The organism is Streptomyces sp. NBC_00887 (genome assembly GCF_045207585.1).
Map to the genome: position 1 here is coordinate 4,982,053 of NZ_CP108788.1, position 19,601 is coordinate 5,001,653.

Below are 19,601 nucleotides of genomic sequence, written 5' to 3' on the forward strand. Positions count from 1 at the left end.
CAAAACACCGAGCCAGCCCGGCGATTGGGGGCGGGGCCGCCGGACGACCCCGGCGGCCCCGCCCACGCACTACCTCAGGTGCTGCGGCCCGAACGCCTGCGGCAGCATCTCGTCGAGCGTCCGGAGACCGTCCGGGGTCTCCAGGACGAGCTCCGGCCCCCCGAACTCGTACAGCAGCTGCCTGCACCGCCCGCACGGCACGAGCACCGCTCCCCTGCCGTCCACGCAGGTGAAGTGCGTCAGCCGGCCGCCGCCCGTGGCGGCCAGCTGGGAGACCAGGCCGCACTCGGCGCACAGGCCGATGCCGTACGACGCGTTCTCGACGTTGCAGCCGACGATCGTGCGGCCGTCGTCGACGAGGGCCGCGACACCGACCGGGAAGCCGGAGTACGGGGCGTACGCCCGGGACATCGCGTCCCGGGCGGCCGCACGCAGCGCCTCCCAGTCGACCGGCGCCGCGTCGACGTCCGACGCCGGTGTCACTTGCCCTCGCCCTTGCGGTACGGCACACCGTCCGCCTTCGGCGGCCGCAGCCGCTGCGCCGACAGCGCGAGCACGAGCAGGGTGGTGACGTACGGAGCGGCGTCCACGAACTGGCTCGGGACCTGGTCCGTCAGCGCGTACCAGGTGAACAGCAGCGCGGAACAGGCCGCCGCGATCACCGCGGACACGTACTTCTTCCGGTACAGCTGCCAGCACGCGGCGATCACCAGCAGGATCGCCAGGAGCAGCAGCATCGCGTGCACGTTCTCCGCGCCACCGCGCAGCTTGAGGCTGTCGGTGAAGCCGAAGAGTCCGGCACCCAGGGCCATTCCGCCCGGCATCCAGTTACCGAAGATCATCGCGGCGAGACCGATGTAACCGCGGCCGCCGGTCTGGCCCTCCTGGTAGATGCTCGTGGCGACGATGGCGAGGAAGGCACCACCGAGCCCGGCCAGTCCGCCGGAGATGACGACGGCGATGTACTTGTACTTGTAGACGTTCACGCCGAGGGTCTCGGCGGCCACCGGGCTCTCGCCGCAGGAGCGGAGCCGCAGGCCGAACGCGGTGCGCCACAGGATCCACCACGTGGCGGGGATCAGCAGCAGGGCGACGACGGTCAGCAGGGACAGCCCGGTGACGAGCCCGCCGATGATGCCGGCGAGGTCGGAGACGAAGAACCAGTGTTCCTGTTGCAGGTCCTGCATCCAGTCCGACAGCCCCGGAACGGTGATCTTGTCGATCTCCTCGAGCCGGGGGGACTGCTTGGAGGAGCCGCCCGGCTCCTGGGCGAAGGTGAAGTTCGAGAGGTAGCGGGTGACTCCGACGGCGAGGATGTTGATCGCCACACCGGAGACGATGTGGTTCACGCCGAAGGTGACGGTCATGACCGCGTGCAGCAGACCGCCGAGCGCGCCGCCGATGATGCCGAACAGCACGCCCACCCACGGGCCCCACTGGAATCCCGCCCAGGCACCGAACCAGGTGCCGAGGATCATCATGCCCTCGAGCCCGATGTTGACGACACCGGCCCGCTCGGCCCACAGACCGCCGAGACCGGCCAGGCCGATGGGAACGGCCAGTTCAAGGGCGCCCGCGACCTGGCCGACGGAGGTCACGTCCTCCGCGCCGCTGATCAGCCGGACCAGCGACACGAGGGCGAGGGCACCGGCGACGATCAGGAGGACGACGGGCAGGGAGAGCTTGCGGCGTCCGCCGCCCTTCTTCGGGGCGACGCGTGCGGCAGGTACTTGGGTGCTCACAGGGCCGCCTCCTTCTCGGTCGTGAGGGCGTTGCCGGCGGCGAGTTCCTCGCCGACCTTCTGCTGCTGACGGCGGGTCCCGTAACGCCGGACCAGTTCGTAGCTGATGACGACGGAGATCACGATCAGGCCCTGCATGATCGTGGCGATCTCCTTCTCGAACCCGAACTGGTCGAGCGACGAGGACGCCTTGTCCAGGAACGCGATCAGCAGGGCGCTGAGGGCGATGCCCACCGGGTGGTTACGGCCGAGCAGCGCGATGGTGATGCCGGTGAAGCCGATGCCGACCGGGAAGTCGAGGCTGTACGTGTGGGTGTCACCCAGCAGCGTCGCCATTCCGGCCAGACCGGCGACCGCGCCGGAGATCAGCATCGAGGTCAGGATCATCTTCTTGGCGTCCACGCCGGACGCCTGGGCGGCACTCTCGCTGGCGCCGGTGGCCCGCAGGTCGAAACCGAACCGGGTGCGGTTCAGGACGAACCAGTAGACGAGGCCGAAGCCGGCGGCGACGAAGGTGAAGCCGTAGATCTCTCCGGCCTCGGCGCCCAGGGAAAGCCCCGGGAACCAGCCCGACTCCGGGATCTCGCCCGTGGTCAGGTTGTTGGAACCGGCTGCCTGCTCACCGAAGTTCTTCGGCAGGATCAGCCAGGCGATCAGCGAGGTCGCGATGGAGTTGAGCATGATCGTGGAAACGACCTCGCTCACCCCGCGCGTGGTCTTGAGGATGCCCGCGATGCCCGCCCAGAACGCGCCCACCAGCATGGCGACGACGACGATCAGGGCGATGTGGAGCGGTCCGGGAAGACTGACGCTCGCGCCGACCAGGGCGGCCATCATGGCCCCGAGGCGGTACTGGCCGTCGACGCCGATGTTGAAGAGGTTCATCCGGAAGCCGACCGCGACCGCCAGAGCGGCGAGGTAGTACGTACCGGCCTGGTTGATGATCAGTACCTGTACGTCGGGGTACGACGCCTGCTCGAACAGCAGCCGGTACAGCTCGAACGGATCACGGTTTGAGATGAGCAGGACCACGGTGGCGAGCGCGAAGGCCACGACCAGGGCGAGTGCCGGCCCGGCGAAGCCCAGGATCAGCCGGTCCTTGTCGAATTTCTTCATCGGGCCTCGTCCTCCGGTGCTGCTTCGAGGTGACCGGCGGCGGCGCCGGTCATGGCCGAGCCCAGTTCCTCAGGGGTGATGGTGGCGGGGTCGGCGTCCGCGACGAGCTGGCCGCGGTACATGACGCGCAGGGTGTCGGAGAGCCCGATGAGCTCGTCCAGGTCCGCCGAGATGAGCAGTACGGCGAGCCCTTCGCGGCGGGCCGCGCGGATCTGGTCCCAGATCTGCGCCTGCGCGCCGACGTCCACGCCACGGGTGGGGTGGGCGGCGATGAGGAGCTTCGGTTCGTGGCTCATCTCGCGGCCGACGATCAGCTTCTGCTGGTTGCCGCCGGAGAGGGACCCGGCCGTGACCTCGATGCCGGGGGTGCGGACGTCGTACTCGCGCACGATCCGCTCGGTGTCCTGGCGGGCGGCCTTGGGATCCAGCAGGAACCCGCGGCTGTTGGGCTTCTCGCTGACGTGGCCGAGGATGCGGTTCTCCCAGAGCGGTGCGTCCAGCAGGACTCCGTGCCGGTGCCGGTCCTCGGGGATGTAGCCGATGCCCGCCTCGCGCCGCTTGCGCGTGGGCGCGCGGGAGATGTCGTCGTCGCCCAGGGTGATCACGCCGCTGTCGGCCGCCCGCATGCCGATCAGCGCGTCGATCAGCTCGGTCTGCCCGTTGCCCTCGACGCCCGCGATGCCGAGGACCTCACCCTTGTGGATGGTGAAGCCGACATCGGACAGGACGTCTCGGACGACTCCGTCCGGGTCCGTCACACTGAGGGAGAGCCCCTCGATGCGCAGCATCGGCACATCCGTCACCGTGGACTCACGGGTCTCGGGCGAGGGAAGCTCGCTGCCGACCATCAGCTCGGCGAGCTGCTTGGTGGTCGTGTGCGCGGGATCCGCGGTGCCCACCGTCGTACCCCGCCGGATCACCGTGATCTCGTCGGCGACCGAGAGGACCTCGCCGAGCTTGTGGGAGATGAAGATGACGGTGAGTCCCTCGGCCTTGAGCTCGCGGAGGTTCGCGAAGAGCGCGTCGACCTCCTGCGGCACGAGGACCGCGGTCGGCTCGTCGAGGATGAGGATGCGGGCGCCGCGGTAGAGGACCTTGAGGATCTCCACGCGCTGGCGGTCGGCGACCCCGAGGTCCTCGACGAGTGCGTCGGGCCGGACCCCCAGGCCGTACGCGTCGGAGATCTCCTTGATCTTCCTCCGTGCGGCGGAGCCGATGCCGTACAGCTGCTCGCCGCCGAGGACGACGTTCTCCAGGACGGTGAAGTTGTCGGCGAGCATGAAGTGCTGGTGCACCATGCCGATGCCGCGCGCGATGGCGTCGCCGGGGTTGCCGAACGAGACCTGCTCGCCGTCCACGGCGATGGTGCCCTCGTCCGGCTTCTGCATGCCGTAGAGGATCTTCATCAGCGTCGACTTGCCGGCGCCGTTCTCGCCGACGAGGGCGTGGACGGTGCCCTTGCGGACGGTGATGCCGATGTCGTGGTTGGCGACGACGCCGGGGAAACGCTTGGTGATGCCGTGCAGTTCTACGGCAGGGGGGCTGCTGGACGCGTTGATGACGCACTCTCCTTGGCCGGACAGGAGCGGGGGCGGAGGGGCAAAGGGGCGGGGTGAAGTTATCGCGCCTGAGGGCTGTCTACACGCGTAGCGCTGCCGAATCGTAAATCAGACGGGCGGATCTTCTTCGGGGGAGTTACTCCGGAGGCCCGGAGCGGCAGTGATGCGCGCGCTCCGGGCCCACAGGAAACCAGACGTACGACCGGGGTCGTTACGGAGTGGTCTTGACGGTGATCTTGCCGTCGATGATCTCCTGCTTCGCCTTGTCCACCGCGGCGATGACCTCGGTCATCTCGGTGAAGGCAGGGTTGGACATGGCCAGGCCGACGCCGTCCTTGTCCAGGCCGTAGCGGATCTCACCGGTCTGCGGCTTGCCGTCCTGGACCGACTTGATCAGGTTGAAGACGGCAAGTTCGACGTCCTTGGTGACCGAGGTCAGGATGGACTTCTTGTAGGCGGAGAGTCCTTCCTGGCTGTACTGGTCGGAGTCGACGCCGATGTTCCACTTGCCGGCCTTGGAGACGGCCTCGATCGCACCGGAACCGGCCAGACCGGCCGCCGAGTAGATCACGTCGGCGCCCTGGGCGAGCTGGCCCTGGGCAGCGGCCTTACCGAGGTCGGGCTTGGAGAAGCCACCGAAGTCCGGCGGCTGGGTCAGGTACTGCGGAAGTACCTTCACGGAGGAGTCGGTGTCCGCGACACCCTGGGCGAAGCCCGCCTCGAACTTCTTGATCAGCGGGGTCTCGACACCACCGATGAAGCCGACCTTCTTGGTCTTGGTGACCTTGGCGGCGGCGACACCCGCGAGGTAGGAGCCCTGCTCCTCGTTGAAGACGATGTTGGCGATGTTGGCGCCGGTCACGGACGCGTCGTCGATGATGCCGAAGGTGATCTTCGGGAACTTCGGCGCGACCTTCTTGATGGCGGGCGCGTAGGCGAAGCCGACACCGATGACCGGGTTGTTGCCGGCGCGGGCGAGCGAGGTGAGGCGCTGGACCTTGTCCGCGTCCGACTCGCCCTCGGAGGGCTCGGCCTCGGTGCCCTTGACACCAAGGTCCTTCTCGGCCTTGGCGAGACCCGCGTACGCGGCGTCGTTGAACGACTGGTCTCCGCGGCCACCGATGTCGTACGCGATGGCGGCCTTGTTGTCCGTGGACGACGACCCGGTGTCCGAGGAGGACGAGTCGTCGCCGCACGCGGTGACGCTGAGTGCGAGCGCCGCGGACATAATGCCCACGGTGGCAATCCTGGTGATCCGGCGCAAGGGAAGGCTCCTTCAAACCTGACCGAAGCGCCTCTTCCGGCGCTGGTTTCGCGGCGATCGTAACGCGCGTAGATGTCAGATAAGGACCTGTACGTAAGCCGTTATCGGATCGTCGCGAACAGAAGGTGTCCTGTCCGGTTACGAGCGGTTGCCGTCGAGCAGCGCCGAAGCGGTGAACAGCTCCACTCCAACCGTGATCGCCTCCTCGTCCACATCGAAGTTCCCCCGGTGCAGGTCCAGACCACGGGTGTCGCCGGGAGTACGCACTCCGAGCCTGGCCATGGCGCCAGAGACGTGCTCCAGGTACCAGGAGAAGTCCTCCCCGCCCAGGCTCTGTTCGGTGTCCTCGATCGAATACGATCCGCGGCGGGCGGTCATCGCGGCGTCCAGCAGACCGATGGATTCCGCGTCGTTCACGACGGGCGGCACACCGCGGATGTAGTTGATCACGGTCTTGGCCCGGTGCATTCCGGCCACCTCGTCGACCGCCGCGTGCACCAGATCCGGCGCCTCGCGCCAGGCCTCCAGGTCGAGGCAGCGAACCGTTCCGGACAGTTCGGCGTGTTGCGGGATGACATTGGGCGCGTGCCCGGTCTCCAGCCGCCCCCACGTGAGGGCGAGCCCCGAGCGCGCGTCGACCCGCCGTGCGAGCAGCGCGGGCACGTCGGTGGCGACCCTGGCCGCGGCGGTGACCAGGTCGGTGGTCAGATGCGGCCGGGCGGTGTGCCCGCCGGGCCCGTCGAGGGTGACCTCCAGCCGGTCGCAGGCGGAGGTGATCGCACCGATCCGGAGCCCGATCTTCCCCACGTCCACCTTCGGGTCGCAGTGCACGCCGATGATCCGCCGGACACCTTCCAGCGCCCCGTCCTCGATCGCGTCGGCCGCACCGCCGGGCAGGACCTCCTCGGCCGGCTGGAAGATCAGCCGCACGGGGTTCGGCAGCAGGTCCTGGCGGTCGAGCTCGGCGAGCACGAGACCGGCGCCGAGGACCGTGGTGGTGTGGACGTCGTGCCCGCAGGCATGCGCCCGGTCCGGCACGGTGGACCGGTAGGAGACGCCCGCCTTGGTGTCCGGAATCGGCAGCGCATCGATGTCGGCCCGCAACGCGAGCATGCTCCGCGTGTCGCCGTCCCGCCGCCCCACGTCACAGATGAGCCCGGTCCCGGTCGAGAGCACCCGGGGCTTCAGCCCCGCCCTTTCCAGCCGGGCCTTGATGGCGGCGGTGGTACGGAACTCCTGGTTGCCGAGCTCGGGGTGCATGTGAAGGTCACGCCGGAAGGCGATCAGCTCGGCACGCAGCTCATCGGACAGGACGCCGGGAAGCGCGCCGGGCAGGGCGGCTCCTCCGGGCAGCTCGGCTTCGTCGTGGGACGCGCGGGACTTCAACTGGTTCACCCAGTGAAGGGTAGGCCCCCGGGCCCCTCAACTGGCCACAGATCAATAAAAGTTCAGCCGCTTAGAGGAACAAAAGTTGTCGTTGCGGCGTGTGACGGGTATTGACGGTGGGTACACTCCACCGTTCTCCACTGCGGTGCGAGGGGCGCGAGCGCGGTCGCACGCGGGATCGAGGTGCCCGGCCCGCCCGATCATGCCTGTGCAGTACAACGGCATCCTCGCAGAGCCCGAGCCCGGCCTCTGTGAGAACCACAAGGGCACCCTGTTGTCGTCGCAGGCACCTTCCACCGGCCGCCGGCACTCAACGGCTCCGAGTACCGCAACCCGCAGGTCGGCGCGCCATCAGCAACCTCATCAACCGAATGCTGGAACCTCGCGGTAAGGGATAGGCACCGTCTCTCCCCTCCAGGGCGGCAAGACCCCGCCGCCGACGCCCCGGACGCCGACGCCTCACCGCATCCCCAGGAGACGGCCGCCTCGCCGTGCTCCGAAGGCGTCGAAGATGAGCTCAAGGGCTGGATCGAGGAGTTCACACGACAACGGGGCGGCGATGACGGTCCGGGCACGGGAGCGGTACCTCGGAGGAGGCGTCCTGTTTGCCGCCTTCCTCACCGTGGTCCACGGGTTCGGAACGGCGCAGGCGGACGGATCGATCGGGACAGTCCTGGTCGCAGCCGTGCCGGCCGTCGTCGGCCTGCGCCTGATCCGTGGAAGTCTCAGGCGCCGCCGACCGCGCACGGAGGCAGAGGGCCTCTCGAGCGGCCCCGCACCATTGGCCTGGACTATTGCGGAGGGTGAGGGGATTGCCGGATGATTCCCATCCGTGACGATCTTCATCGCCGTCGTGCTCGGCGCGCTCCTCTCTGTGCTCTACAAGCTCCTTGTCGCTCCCCGTCGCATCGCCCGTTGGGTCAACGAGAGCTTCGTGGCCGCCGACTACGGTCTCGTGCCCCGCGAGGATCTCGACGCGGGGCGCTCCGGCCCGCCCCCGGCGCCGTACCGGCGCAAGGAGATGCAGGCCGTGGCCGACGCCGCCTGGGAGGGTCACTGGCAGGTGGCCGAGGCGTACGTCGAGGTGGCCGGTCAGGACTGGGACGAGCGGTGGTCCCGGACCGAGCTTCTGCAGCAGGTGGCCTGCGAGGACGACACATGGCTGGACGAATGGCGCGCGGCCAGGCTTGGGAACTGTGATGCGGCGACCATCCACGCCGGGCTGATGGTGCACCGGGCCTGGGAGATCCGTGGCAGCGATTACGCCAACGCGGTCTCGCGCGAACGGATGGACGCCTTCCGCTCCATGCTGCCGGCCGCGATCGCGGAAGCGCAGCAGGCCGCCCTGCTCGACCCCGAGAACCCCGGCCCCTGGGTCGTCATGGTCACCGCCGCCCGCGGAGCCGAGTACGAGCGCGAACAGTTCCAGCCGCTCTGGGACGGCTTGGTCTCCCGCGCCCCGCACCACTACTCGGGCCACTGGCAGGGCCTCCAGTACTGGTGCGCCAAGTGGTTCGGCAGCGACAAGTTGATGACGAGGTTCGCCGAGCAGGCGGTACGAAACGCTCCGCCCGGCAGCCCGCTTGCCGGCGTGTACCTCCACGCGCTGGACGAGCTGGTCAAACGCTCGGGCTCTTCGGCACTGCCCACCACACGGGCGGCGAAGGATCTCCTCGAGAGGGTCGCGGCTTCGCTCGCCGGGGTCGCCCCCGACAACGAGCACCTGCCCGCCCTGCGTCATCGGCTGGCGCACTACATGGTGCGGTCGAAGATGTACGCCTCCGCGCTGGAGCAGTTCCGTCTGATCGGCCCGTGGTGCGGCGCCGAGCCCTGGAGCGAGGACGGTAATCCGGTGGAGGCCTTCGAGCTCGCCCGGGGCACCGCGGCCAAGCTGTCCGGGGCGGCCCCCCAGGGGTGAGGAACCCGGCAGGGTGCCGCCGAAGGCGAGGCGTACGCCTCGGCCCTCCGGACGGATTCCACCGGGCGGCGCATGCAGTCGGCGTACGCGCCGCCCAGGACGCGGTTCTCGCGCGCACCGTCGACCGGGCCTGCGGCGTGCGGCCGGGCCGTAGGCACTCGCGCCACCGGGGGCGTCCTCCCGGATCCCCCTCGGCGGGAGGACGCCCCGGCTTTCATGGTGGTCGTGCGGTTTCGCGATGCCGTCTGTCGGGGCGTCAGTACAGCTTCTTGACCGCCGTGGTCGTCGTGTTCTTGAAGCCGGCCACCGGAGCGTCGGCGAAGGTCCCCATCTGCCCCCAGCTCACGACGGTCACCGTACGGCCGTCCCGTCCCACGGACAGCAGATGGACGTCCGTGGCGCCGTAGGACGTCGTGGTGTGCAGACCGTGCACCCGCGCGCCCTCCTCGACCGGCAGCGAGCCGTAGTCCCGGCCCTCGGCCTCGGTCTCCGGGTCGTTCTGCTCGATCCGGTCGGCGCAGGAGCGGATCTCCTCGTTCAGCAGTGCGGCGAGCGCCTTGCCCTTGGCGTCGGAGCCCGCGACGACGGTGACCTGTGCGGCGCCGGTGTCCAGATCGGTGGAGAAGACCCGGTGCCGGTAGTCGTAGGCCGGTACGCCCTCGCCCAGGCAGTAGGCGAGCTCGACCGGGAAGCCGTCGGTGACCGGCCCCGCGACCCAGTCGGACGAGGGGTGCGGCGGCAGTTGGGACGCCTTGAGGAACGCGGGCGGGACGGCCTTCGCCGACACGACGGCATTCTTCGCTGCGACGGCCTTCCCCTGCGCGGCGCCCTCCTGCGCCTGGGTCGGTACCGCGCAGGCGGCGAGAGCGACGACGGAGAGCGCGGCGGCGAGCACGGCGGTGCGGGTGTGCATGGGCATGGGTGTCCCTCGTGTGGAGTGCGTGATGAAGTGCCTGGTGGCCTGCGTGGGAATGCGGCGGTGTGACGACCCGACGTCATCACGCCGGCCGTCGTACGACCGGGTCGCCGCGCCGCTCGCCGTGACGGTGGCGGTGCGTCCGGCGGGGACCTGGGCGGCACCACGAGCATCGGCGGTCCCGGTGGGCCGGCGCAAGACCCGCCGTCGGATCGGTCGGGGTGGAACCATCCCAGCCACCCTGACGTGCAGGTATATGGGTGCCTGGGACGGGCCCCCACCCCGGGACGCCTGTTCCCGGAACCGGATCGAGCCCTGACGGGTGCGGAGGTGACGGTGCAGACACAGGACTCCGTGGCACAGTTCGCGGCGCTGTTGAGGGAACTGAAGGAGCGCACGGACCGCAGTTACGGTTCGCTCGGCCGCCGTCTCCACATGAACACGTCCACGCTGCACCGCTACTGCACCGGTGAGGCGGTCCCTCTCGACTTCGCACCCGTGGAGCGTTTCGCGGCTCTGTGCGGGGCGTCGGGTGCGGAGCGTCTGGAGCTGCACCGCCGCTGGCTCCTGGCCGTGGCTGCCAGGCAACGCCCCCACCCGACCGGGCCCCTCGGTGAGGCGGAGGGTTCGGATGCCCCGGCCGGCCGCCAGCCCGGCGACACCGGCAGCGGCAGCGATGACGGCGGCGCCCCTACGAGCGGGGCTGCCGGTGGTCCGGCCGGCGCGGAGGGCCTGGTGAGCGGTCCGTCGCCCGCACCGCCCCGCCGCCCCCGGCCCTGGTACCGGCGCAAGCGCGCCGCGGCCGTCGTGTGTGCCGTGCTCGCCGCTGCGGGGAGCCTGGCCCTGCTGCCGGACGGCCGGGACACCGACGACGGTGCACGGGCCGCGTCGGTCGCCCCGGAGACCGCGGCCGCCTCCGCCGGCCCGAGGGCCTCGAACACCCGCTCCGTGTCGCCTTCCGATGGTCCGAAGGACGGCACCGCGAGCCCTCCGGGAACCCGGCGCGAGCCGTCGGACCCGGTCGGCTCCACGAGCGCCCCGGCAGGGTCCGAACCCGCGGGTCCTCCCCTCGCCTGGTCCGTCGATTCCCATGCATGGGCGTTCGGCTGCGGTCACGACTACGTCATCGCCGCACCGCCGGAGCGGGTGCCGCCCCCTCCGGTCCAGCAGGACGCCGGCACCTGGGCGGCGACCCAGCGGGCGGTGCACGGCGGGGAGACGATCGTGAAACTGTCCGTGCAGGGGACGTCCGACACCGCCGTGGTCCTGGAAGCGCTACGGGTACGCGTGACCGGCCGCGCCGAGCCCGCTCCGGGCGACGCGTACTCCATGGCCCAGGGCTGCGGCGGCTCCCTCACCCCGCGGTCCTTCGCCGTGGACCTGGACACGAACCGGCCCGTCGCCCGCGCGACCGCCGGCAACGACGCCGGCACGCCGATCCCGGCGGTGAGCATGCCCTACCGGGTGTCCGCGGAGGACCCCGAGGTGCTGCTGGTCACCGCCAGGACCGCTGCCTGCGACTGCAGTTGGTACCTGGAGCTGGACTGGTCGTCCCAGGGCCGCACGGGCACCGCCCGGATCGATGACCGCGGCCGCCCGTTCCGCACCAGCGCCGTCAAGGGCCTGACGTCCTACGCGTACGACACCTCTGCCCGTGCCTGGGCGCCCCGCGTGGACTGAAGTCCGTCAGTCCTTCCGCGCGTCCCAGGCATCGCCGATCCAGCCGTCGAAGGAGGGGATCAAGGCGGTGAGGGCGGCTCCGAGCCGCCAGTCCAGGTCCGGCGCGTGCAGGCGCACCGCGTTGCCGGACGACTTGAACTCCAGCGGGACCTGCCCTCCCGAGCGCCACTTGATACGGCGGGGGCCGCGGGGGAAGTCCCCGCCGCCGCCGCCGAAGACGAGGGCCACGAGCAGAAGCGGCAGCAGGGGTGCACAGAGCCACCACACGCCCCACCAGAAGAGCCGGCCCTTGTATCCCACCGCGTCGGGGGCACCGGCGCGGCTCACGGTCCAGCGGGTGCGCAGCCCCCGGCTGAACGCCTTGTCGCGCGTGAGCACACCGAGCGGTTCACCTTGCGGGCCGAGCACCTGGAACTGCGCCCGTCCCCCGCTCGTGGAGAGGGTGACCAGGGTGGCGACCCGTGCCTGGCGGGACTCGTCCGCCCACAGGACGAAGGAGCGGGCGCCGCTCTGCCGGGCCGCGAGGTAGGCGGGGATGCCGTCGGGAGGCAGCTCGCGTTCCACATGGGCGACCGGCCGTGAGGCTCCCGGGCCGTCCGTGAAGTCGACCCCGCAGTCGAACAGGCCGCCAGGTGCGGTCCTCAGCTTCCCCAGGATTCGCAGGGTGAGAGTACTGGGCACCCGACGGGCTCCTTCACGCGTGTCCGGGTCGAACGGTCGACGCACAACCTACGGGAGCCAGTTGAGCACCGCCCTCCGGCCCCCACGCGCACACCGTGTGCAAGCCGGTCCCTCAGCCCTCCGCCGTCACCGCCGTGACTCTCCAGGGCGAGAGCCGCTGGACGTCCCGGGCCGTCTCCGTGACGCCGCTCAGGAAGCCCTGGGCGCGCGGCGAGGCCGAGTCGCGGAGCCATTCCGGCGCTATGTCGCACACCGCGACCTTCACCCCGGTGCCGACCAGGGCCAGCGGGAGGGTGTGGACGACCGTCGACGGGAAGCTCAGGACCGTGTGGCCGATGGGTCCTCTGCGGGCGATGAGTTCCAGGGGGAGGTCCGGGCGGACGATCTCCAGGCCGGTGGCGGCTTCCAGGGCGTGGAGCTTGTCCGCGGACTCACGGCGGTGGGCGAAGTAGCGGGTCGCGCCGTGGGCGCGGGCCAGGGCGGTGACCGCCTCCTGGTACGGGACCGGGTCGATCACGCCCGTTTCGACCAGGGACGTGCCCACCAGGTCGGCGCCCTTGGTGATCAGGGGCGGGCCGAACCGGGCGCGGGTCCAGGCGAAGGTGTTGGAGGTGACCTCGACGCCCTGCGGCGCCTCCACCGGCATCGCGGTGAACACCTCGACCGTGCGGGTCGCCGAGGGCGTGAAGCTGCGGCGGGCCGCGGAGGTCACCGGGGCCAGGAGCAGTTCGCGCGGGCCCCGGCTGCCGCGGCGGTGCCAGCGCACCAGGCGCTCGCCGCGCGCGAGTTGGGCGACGAACTCCATGGTGGCCGTACCGTCGTCGACGACCGTGATCCGGCGGGTGCGGACCAGGGAGAGGAGCAGGTGCACGTACCGGGAGAACGGGTCCCCGATCACGATGCGGTCCGCCTTGCGGATCAGCCCCGTCAGGGCGCGCAGGGCCTTCAGAGGCGCGCCGGTCTCCCCGCGCGCCTCCTGCCAGCGGACCGTTGCGCCCTCGTCGCGGGCCAGCTCCGCCATCCTGCGCAGCTGGCCGCGCGACATCGGGTCGACCGGGGGGAGGACGACGACGGTGGTGTCGGCGGAGCCTCCCCGGGTGTGGGTCCACTCCAGGACGTTCAGGAGCTGGACCGGGCTCTCGACGAAGGCGAGGTTCACCGGTCTGCCCGTCAGACCGCGACCGGCTCGGCAGCCGGCGCGTTCTCGGTCTCGGCGATGACGCCCGTGACCCTGCGGAGCTTCTTCATCGGGCCGAGCTCCGACTCGTACACCTTCTTGACGCCGTCACCGAGGGAGGCCTCGATGGTGCGGATGTCGCGGACGAGGCGGGTGAGACCCTGCGGCTCTACGGAGGCGGCCTGGTCGGAGCCCCACATGGCGCGGTCGAGCGTGATGTGCCGCTCGACGAACGCGGCGCCGAGCGCAACGGCGGCGAGGGTCGTCTGCAGGCCCGTCTCGTGGCCGCTGTAGCCGATCGGGACGTTCGGGAACTCGCCCTGCAGGGTGTTGATGACGCGCAGGTTGAGCTCCTCGGCCTTGGCCGGGTACGTCGATGTGGCGTGGCAGAGCAGGATGTTGTCGCTGCCGAGGACCTCGACCGCGTGCCGGATCTGGCGAGGGGTCGACATGCCGGTGGAGAGGATGACCGTGCGGCCCGTGGCGCGCAGCGCGCGCAGGAGCTCGTCGTCGGTCAGGGAGGCGGAGGCGACCTTGTGCGCCGGGACGTCGAACTTCTCGAGGAAGGCGACGGCCTCGGTGTCCCACGGGGAGGCGAACCAGTCGATGCCGCGCTTGGCGCAGTGGTCGGAGATGGCCTGGTACTCGGCCTCGCCGAACTCGACGCGGTGGCGGTAGTCGATGTACGTCATCCGGCCCCAGGGGGTGTCGCGCTCTATGTCCCACTGGTCGCGCGGGGTGCAGATCTCCGGGGTGCGCTTCTGGAACTTGACGGCGTCGCAGCCGGCTTCGGCTGCCACGTCGATCAGGGCGAGGGCGTTGTCGAGGTCGCCGTTGTGGTTGATGCCGATCTCACCCGTGATGTAGACGGGGTTGCCGGGGCCGGCGGTGCGGGTGCCGAGCGTGCGCAGGCGGGAGGTGCTGCTCATGGTGGTGCTTCCTTACGTGGTGGGGGTGGTGCCGGCAGGGGTGGAGCCGGTGGTGAGGGTCGGGCCCAGGAGCCAGGCCGCGATCTCGCGGATGGCGCCGAAGCCACCGGGGGTTGTGGTCACGGCCCGCGCGGCGGCGCGTACCGAGTCGTGGGCACTGGCAACGGCGACGGGCCAGCCCGCCAGTCCGAAGCAGGGCAGGTCGTTGACGTCGTTGCCGACGTAGAGCACGCGGTCGGGGTCGAAGCCCTGCTCCTCGCACCACTGCTTGAGCGCCAGGTCCTTGCGGTCGATGCCGTGCAGGACGGGGACCTGGAGCTTGCGGCCGCGGGCGGCGACGACCGGGTTCTGTTCCGTGGACAGGATCAGGAGCGGGACGCCGGCCTTGCGCAGGGCGGCGATGCCGAGGCCGTCACCGCGGTGGACGGCGACGATCTCGTGTCCGTCGGAGTCGATGAGGACGCGGTCGTCGGTCTGCGTGCCGTCGAAGTCGAGGACGACCGCGTCGATGTCCTCGCGGGTCGGCAGCGGCGAGGGGTCCAGGAGCGGCGCGAGGGCGCGGGCACGGGCCAGGTCGTGCGGGTCGTCGATCTCCAGCACCCGCGCCGGGTCGGTCCGTACGAGCGCGGTGCGGCCGAAGAAGCGGTGGCGGTGGGTGCGGAAGCCCTCGACGTCCATGGCGTACGCGGCGCCGGTCTCCAGCAGGTCCTGCGGACGGTCCTGGCGGCGGGGGCGTACGGCCTTGTCGTGGTTGACGCCGTACGTGTCGTCCTCCACCGCGCTGCCGTCGCGCCAGACGAACCCGTGGAACGGGGCGACGGTGACGGCCGTGTCCGCACCTTCGCGGGCGACCGCGGCGGCGACGCCGTCGATGTCCTCGCGGGTGATGAAGGGGCTGGTGCACTGCACGAGCAGCACCACGTCGGCGGACCTGCCGGGCTGCATCGCCTCGTACGCGTCGAGGGCGTGCAGGACCGCTGCCTCGCTGGTCGCGGTGTCGCCGGCGAGGGCGACGGGGCGTCGCACGCAGTGCAGCCGGTCCGACTCGCCCCGCGCCCGGCCCGCGGCCCGCGCCGCGTCCGCGATGGCGGGGTCGTCGGTGGTGACGACGACGTCCGTGACCTCAGGGGAGGCGAGGCAGGCGTGGACCGCGCGGGCCACCAGGGGGACGCCGCCGACCTGGGCGAGGTTCTTGGCGGGCACGCCCTTGGATCCGCCGCGGGCGGGGATCACGGCGAGCACGGTCGGGGCCGGTGGCGGGGTCATGGCTGCTCCTGAAGCGGTGGACGTGGCGGCGGCGGTCACAGCTCGCCCATCCGGCGGATCACGGGGGCGACCCGCTGGACGCCGTGGCGGTAGGCGCCGCGCGCCGCGTTGCGGACGGTCGCGCGCACCGCCCCTCTGACCCGGCCGGTCTCCTTGGGCGCCGCGGCGCCCGGCAGCGGGCGGCCGTCGGTGGCCAGGTGGTGGCGGGCGAGGATGCCGGGGAGGTATCCGGGGGCGGTGGCCGGGGTGTAGTACGGGGCGAGGTCGGGAAGGGAGCCGTGTTCGAGCAGGACGGCCACCTTGGCCCGCGCGGTGTCGTAGGCCGTGTCGTACGAACCGTCGGCGGCGACCCCCTGGCCGGACACCCATGCCTCGTCGGGCTCGGGGCGGTGCCCGCCGTCCAGCCGGTCCCAGGAGGTGACCAGCCCGGAGCCGATGAAGTGGTGGTTTCCGAGGGTTTCCCGTACGCCGAGGTCGGAGAGGATCGCGGTCGGGATACGGCGGTGCAGGGACTCCAGCGCCGCCGTCGAGGAGACCGTGACCAGCAGGTCGGTGCGGTCCAGGACCTCGCCCATGTGCCCGTACGCCAGGCGGAAGTTGGGCGGCAGCCCGCCCGGGAGGCGCTCCGCGAGCCGCTGGTAGGGCAGTTCCTCGATGTGGGTCGTGTGCTCACCCGGTTTCGAGCGCAGCTTCAGCAGCACCTCGCGGCCCGGGTGCAGCCTCGCGTGCTCGACGAGCCTGCGCAGCAGGTACGTGCGGTCCGCGCGGGAGGCCGGTACGGAGGGCTGGGCGGCGAACACGACGGTGTCGCGGCCCTGTTCCGGGCGGTGCGGTGCCCCGCCGAGGAACGGCAGCGCGGCCTCCGTGACGGACGAGGCGTCGGCGCCCACTCCCTCGTACACCGCGCGGAAACGCTCCGCGTCGTGACGGGAGTTGGCGAGGACGATGTCCGCGCCGTGCCGCAGCAGGAGTCCGTCGGCGAGCTTCTCGTAGACGACTCCCACGTACCCGGTGACGATCACGGGCCTGCGGGGCAGGCCCAGGGCGGCCAGGCCGTGCAGCATCGCCTGGACGGCGCCGCCGACGAGGGCGAGCACGACGACGTCGTACGCCTCGTCCCGCACCGCGTGCAGGAATTCGACGGCCGTCACCTCGCGCACCCGGCCGGCATCCACACCCACCTCTCCGACTTCGGCCAGCTGCCGGGGAGTCGGGGTGGCACGGCCGCGCAGCAGCAGCCCGGTGACCTCGACGGGGCGTTCGCCCTCGCCGGTCCGGGAGGTCCCGCCGGCACCTGCGGTCAGGCGGCGCGCGGTGAGCGCGCCCCACTTCCACCGGGTGTCGGAGTCGGCGAGTACGGCAACCCTGAGCGCCGGGGAGGCTGCTGCTGCGGTGTCGGCCGGATCAGCCGAGTTACTGGTACGTGGAGGCACGCCCTAAAAGCTAGGAAGGCATTTCTATGAGCGGCCCAACGCGGGGGCAACAAATGGTTAACAGCCCGCCGACGGTTGGGGATATGACCTCGGCAGCACCTCACATAGCCGTGAATGTACGCCGATTCACTGATCCGACATGCGTCGTTCACCCTCAGTCCTCTTCGGGGACAAGGGAAATGCCGGGCCCGCCCTTAGCGTGATGCGGGTGGTCAAGCTCTCCGTCATCGTGCCGTTCTACAACGTGCGGACATACGCCCCCGATACGCTCCGAAGCCTGCGCGCCAATGCCCGCGAGGACTTCGAGTTCATCCTCGTCGACGATGGTTCGACCGACGGTACGGCGGAGCTCCTGCGCCGGGCCCAGGACGACATCGAGGGGGTGGTCGTCCACAGACACGAGCGGAACGCGGGTCTGGCCACGGCCCGCAACACCGGCCTGGACGCGGCCCGCGGGCAGTACATCGCGTTCCTGGACGGCGACGACTGGCTCGCACCGGGCCACTACGCCCGGCTGCTCGCGCAGACGGAGGCCCTGGGCTGCTCCTTCGTCCGTACGGACCACGTCCAGGTCACCGGCAGGTCCCGCACGGTGCACCGCGTCCCGCACGGCCGGCGCGGTGCGGTGAGCTCCCCCCGGGACGCGATCCTGCCGGCCTCCCGGAGCACCTCGGTGGACTACGCGTACGCCTGGGCCGGGCTCTACCACCGGAGCCTCCTGGACCGGGGGCTGCTGCATTTCGCCGACGGGCTGCGCACCGCCGAGGACCGGCCGTGGATATGGCGGCTGCACCGCGAAGCGGATTCCTTCGCGGTCCTGGGAACTCTGGGCCATTTCTACCGCCGGGGGGTGGCGTCATCACTCACACAGATCAGCGACGAGCGCCAGCTCGATTTCGTGCGCGCCTACAACCAGGTCGTGGGTGAGACGGCGGCCGACCGCGACGCGGACGCGCTGCTGCCGAAAGCGGTGCGTACGTACTGTGCCGTCATCGCCCACCACGTCGGCACCATCGGGAAATTCGAACCGTCCGTTGCCCGGAAACTGAGATCGCTCAGTGCGGCGGCGCTCGCGGACATGCCCCAGCCGATCCTCGACGACACCCTCGACGCCATGGACGTACGACGGGCGACCCTGCTGCGCAGACTGCGCCGCCGGCCGGTCGCCGCGAAGGGAACGGCCGCCGCGTGACCACGCAGATCTTCGTCGCCTCGACTCCGCACGGCACGGCCGCACTCGCCGCCGCCCTCGACGCGAACTGCTTCGACGACGCCGACCGCCGCATCCTGCTGCTCTGCGACACCTCGGCGATCCCGGAGGCGGCGCCCCCCGCCGACTCGATGCCCGGTTCCGGCCTGCTGCGCACCCGTTTCGACGAGGTGCTCTCCTGGAACGACACCATCTCCCCCCAGCACCCGGCCGAGTGGACCCCGCGCGCCGACGACGCGCCCCTGTGGGAACGCCATCTGCGCCGGGCCTGGCACCTCGGGAACGACGAGGTCGAGCTGGCCTTCGCGTCACCGCACGCCGCACCCGCCCAGGCGCTCGCCCAGATCCTCGGCGGCGGACCCGTCACGGTGTACGTGGACGATCTGGCCGGCTACGGCCCGACCGGCAGCAAGATCCCGCCGCTGATCGGCACCCGGGTCCGGCGTGTGCTCCATCCGGACCTGCTCCCCGGCCTGCGGCCGCTGCTGCTGGCCGAGTTCGGTGCGGAGCCCGTCCCCCTGCCCACCGCGGCCCTGCAGAAGGTGTTCGCCGAACTGGCCGTAGCCGCTCCGGAGTTCCCGTTCCCGGACGGCCCCGCGCTGCTCCTGGGCGAGCGCCTCGCCGAGTCCGGGCTCCTCTCCCCCGCCGAGACGAGGGAACTGCACCTGCGGATGGTGCGCGGCACCGTCGCCCTCGGCCACACCCGGCTCCTGCTCGTGCCCCACCCCCATGCGCCGGTCCCGTGGTCGGCCGCGCTCGCCCGGGAGGCCTCCCGCCTCGGCGCCGAACTGACGGTGCTCGACAGCGGGCCGCTCGGCGCCCACGTCCTCCCGGAGGTCCTCTACCAGCGGATACGCCCCGCGCTCGTCGTCGGCTGCGCCGCGACTGAACTGCTCACGGCGGCCACCCTGTACGAGCTGCCCGTGGCCAGGACCGGCACCGGAACGCTGCTGGAGCGCCTGACCCCGTACGAGAACGCGCACAGGGTGCCGGTCACGATCACCGACGCGCTGCTCCCCGAACTCACGGACGTCGCCGCAGTCACCTGCCAGAAGCCGCCCACGGAGGCGGCCGTGGCCCGGAAACTGGACGGTCTGCTGCACGCGGTCGGCTTCGCCATGCAGCCCAGGGTGCGCCCGGACCTCCGCCCGGCCGCCGAGCGCTACCTCTCCGAACACCTGGACGGGCGCACCTGGCGCTATTTCAAGCGCCGCCGGCTGGCCTCGCTCGCACTCCCTGGCGTGGTGCCCCCACGCCTCGCCCTCATCCGCCGCAACCCGACGCTTCGCCGCCTCACCCGCCGCGTACGCGGCAGGTGACCACCG

Annotated in this window: 16 protein-coding genes; 4 read left to right on the forward strand and 12 right to left on the reverse strand. The window is 71.1% G+C overall.

The window, feature by feature from the left end:
- Nucleotides 1–69: 69 nt before the first annotated feature.
- From OG844_RS22590 to OG844_RS22615, 6 genes are all read right to left on the reverse strand, one after another.
- Nucleotides 70–483, reverse strand: coding sequence for a cytidine deaminase (locus OG844_RS22590; RefSeq protein ID WP_406392637.1), 414 nt, complete (start codon nt 481–483; stop codon nt 70–72).
- Complete coding sequence (locus OG844_RS22595; protein ID WP_406392639.1) at nt 480–1,742, reverse strand: ABC transporter permease; 1,263 nt, start codon at nt 1,740–1,742, stop codon at nt 480–482. The genes OG844_RS22590 and OG844_RS22595 overlap by 4 nt, the downstream gene beginning before the upstream one ends.
- Nucleotides 1,739–2,857, reverse strand: a complete 1,119-nt coding sequence (locus OG844_RS22600) for an ABC transporter permease (RefSeq protein ID WP_406392641.1) — start codon at nt 2,855–2,857, stop codon at nt 1,739–1,741. Before OG844_RS22600 ends, OG844_RS22595 begins: the two co-directional genes overlap by 4 nt.
- Nucleotides 2,854–4,440: an ABC transporter ATP-binding protein gene (locus OG844_RS22605; RefSeq protein ID WP_351175461.1), complete on the reverse strand. Its 1,587-nt coding sequence runs from the start codon at nt 4,438–4,440 to the stop codon at nt 2,854–2,856. Before OG844_RS22605 ends, OG844_RS22600 begins: the two co-directional genes overlap by 4 nt.
- 187 nt (nt 4,441–4,627) lie before the next feature.
- Nucleotides 4,628–5,680, reverse strand: coding sequence for a BMP family protein (locus OG844_RS22610; protein ID WP_406392642.1), 1,053 nt, complete (start codon nt 5,678–5,680; stop codon nt 4,628–4,630).
- A gap of 138 nt (nt 5,681–5,818) precedes the next feature.
- Complete coding sequence (locus tag OG844_RS22615; protein WP_406396220.1) at nt 5,819–7,066, reverse strand: amidohydrolase; 1,248 nt, start codon at nt 7,064–7,066, stop codon at nt 5,819–5,821.
- An 832-nt stretch (nt 7,067–7,898) separates the two neighbouring features.
- Here OG844_RS22615 and OG844_RS22620 point away from each other — a divergent pair.
- Entirely contained in the window at nt 7,899–8,984 is a 1,086-nt protein-coding gene (locus OG844_RS22620; protein WP_406392644.1) for a hypothetical protein, read from the forward strand.
- A 256-nt stretch (nt 8,985–9,240) separates the two neighbouring features.
- Here the strand turns inward: OG844_RS22620 and OG844_RS22625 are convergent, their stop codons facing one another.
- Nucleotides 9,241–9,903, reverse strand: coding sequence for a hypothetical protein (locus tag OG844_RS22625; RefSeq protein WP_406392646.1), 663 nt, complete (start codon nt 9,901–9,903; stop codon nt 9,241–9,243).
- A 327-nt stretch (nt 9,904–10,230) separates the two neighbouring features.
- On the opposite strand from OG844_RS22625, the gene OG844_RS22630 reads away from it, so the two are divergent.
- Nucleotides 10,231–11,580: a helix-turn-helix domain-containing protein gene (locus OG844_RS22630; protein ID WP_406392648.1), complete on the forward strand. Its 1,350-nt coding sequence runs from the start codon at nt 10,231–10,233 to the stop codon at nt 11,578–11,580.
- 6 nt (nt 11,581–11,586) lie between these two features.
- On the opposite strand, the gene OG844_RS22635 is transcribed toward OG844_RS22630, so the two are convergent.
- The 5 genes from OG844_RS22635 to OG844_RS22655 all read right to left on the reverse strand — a co-directional run bounded on the left by OG844_RS22635 (nt 11,587) and on the right by OG844_RS22655 (nt 17,066).
- On the reverse strand, nt 11,587–12,261 hold the full coding sequence (locus tag OG844_RS22635; protein ID WP_406392649.1) for a hypothetical protein: 675 nt from the start codon (nt 12,259–12,261) through the stop codon (nt 11,587–11,589).
- A 112-nt stretch (nt 12,262–12,373) separates the two neighbouring features.
- Nucleotides 12,374–13,420, reverse strand: a complete 1,047-nt coding sequence (locus tag OG844_RS22640; protein WP_406392650.1) for a hypothetical protein — start codon at nt 13,418–13,420, stop codon at nt 12,374–12,376.
- Between the two features lie 11 nt (nt 13,421–13,431).
- A complete protein-coding gene (locus OG844_RS22645) occupies nt 13,432–14,367 on the reverse strand; it encodes an N-acetylneuraminate synthase family protein (protein ID WP_406392652.1) in 936 nt (311 codons plus the stop codon).
- Between the two features lie 12 nt (nt 14,368–14,379).
- Nucleotides 14,380–15,633 carry a cytidylyltransferase domain-containing protein gene (locus OG844_RS22650; protein WP_406392653.1) on the reverse strand — a complete coding sequence of 418 codons (1,254 nt, stop codon included), beginning with the start codon at nt 15,631–15,633 and terminating at the stop codon, nt 14,380–14,382.
- 35 nt (nt 15,634–15,668) lie between these two features.
- Nucleotides 15,669–17,066, reverse strand: coding sequence for a DUF6716 putative glycosyltransferase (locus OG844_RS22655; protein ID WP_406392654.1), 1,398 nt, complete (start codon nt 17,064–17,066; stop codon nt 15,669–15,671).
- 208 nt (nt 17,067–17,274) lie between these two features.
- Between OG844_RS22655 and OG844_RS22660 the strand changes: the two genes are divergently transcribed.
- Nucleotides 17,275–18,258 carry a glycosyltransferase family 2 protein gene (locus OG844_RS22660; RefSeq protein WP_406392655.1) on the forward strand — a complete coding sequence of 328 codons (984 nt, stop codon included), beginning with the start codon at nt 17,275–17,277 and terminating at the stop codon, nt 18,256–18,258.
- Nucleotides 18,255–19,595: a polysialyltransferase family glycosyltransferase gene (locus OG844_RS22665; protein ID WP_406392657.1), complete on the forward strand. Its 1,341-nt coding sequence runs from the start codon at nt 18,255–18,257 to the stop codon at nt 19,593–19,595. The genes OG844_RS22660 and OG844_RS22665 overlap by 4 nt, the downstream gene beginning before the upstream one ends.
- Nucleotides 19,596–19,601 lie beyond the last annotated feature (6 nt).

Excerpts from the sequence above, each read along its gene's own strand:
- OG844_RS22600 (WP_406392641.1), bottom strand. The coding sequence starts at position 2,857 with ATGAAGAAATTCGACAAGGACCGGCTGATCCTGGGCTTCGCCGGGCCG.
- OG844_RS22625 (WP_406392646.1), bottom strand. The coding sequence starts at position 9,903 with ATGCCCATGCACACCCGCACCGCCGTGCTCGCCGCCGCGCTCTCCGTC.
- OG844_RS22645 (WP_406392652.1), bottom strand. The coding sequence starts at position 14,367 with ATGAGCAGCACCTCCCGCCTGCGCACGCTCGGCACCCGCACCGCCGGC.
- OG844_RS22650 (WP_406392653.1), bottom strand. The coding sequence starts at position 15,633 with ATGACCCCGCCACCGGCCCCGACCGTGCTCGCCGTGATCCCCGCCCGC.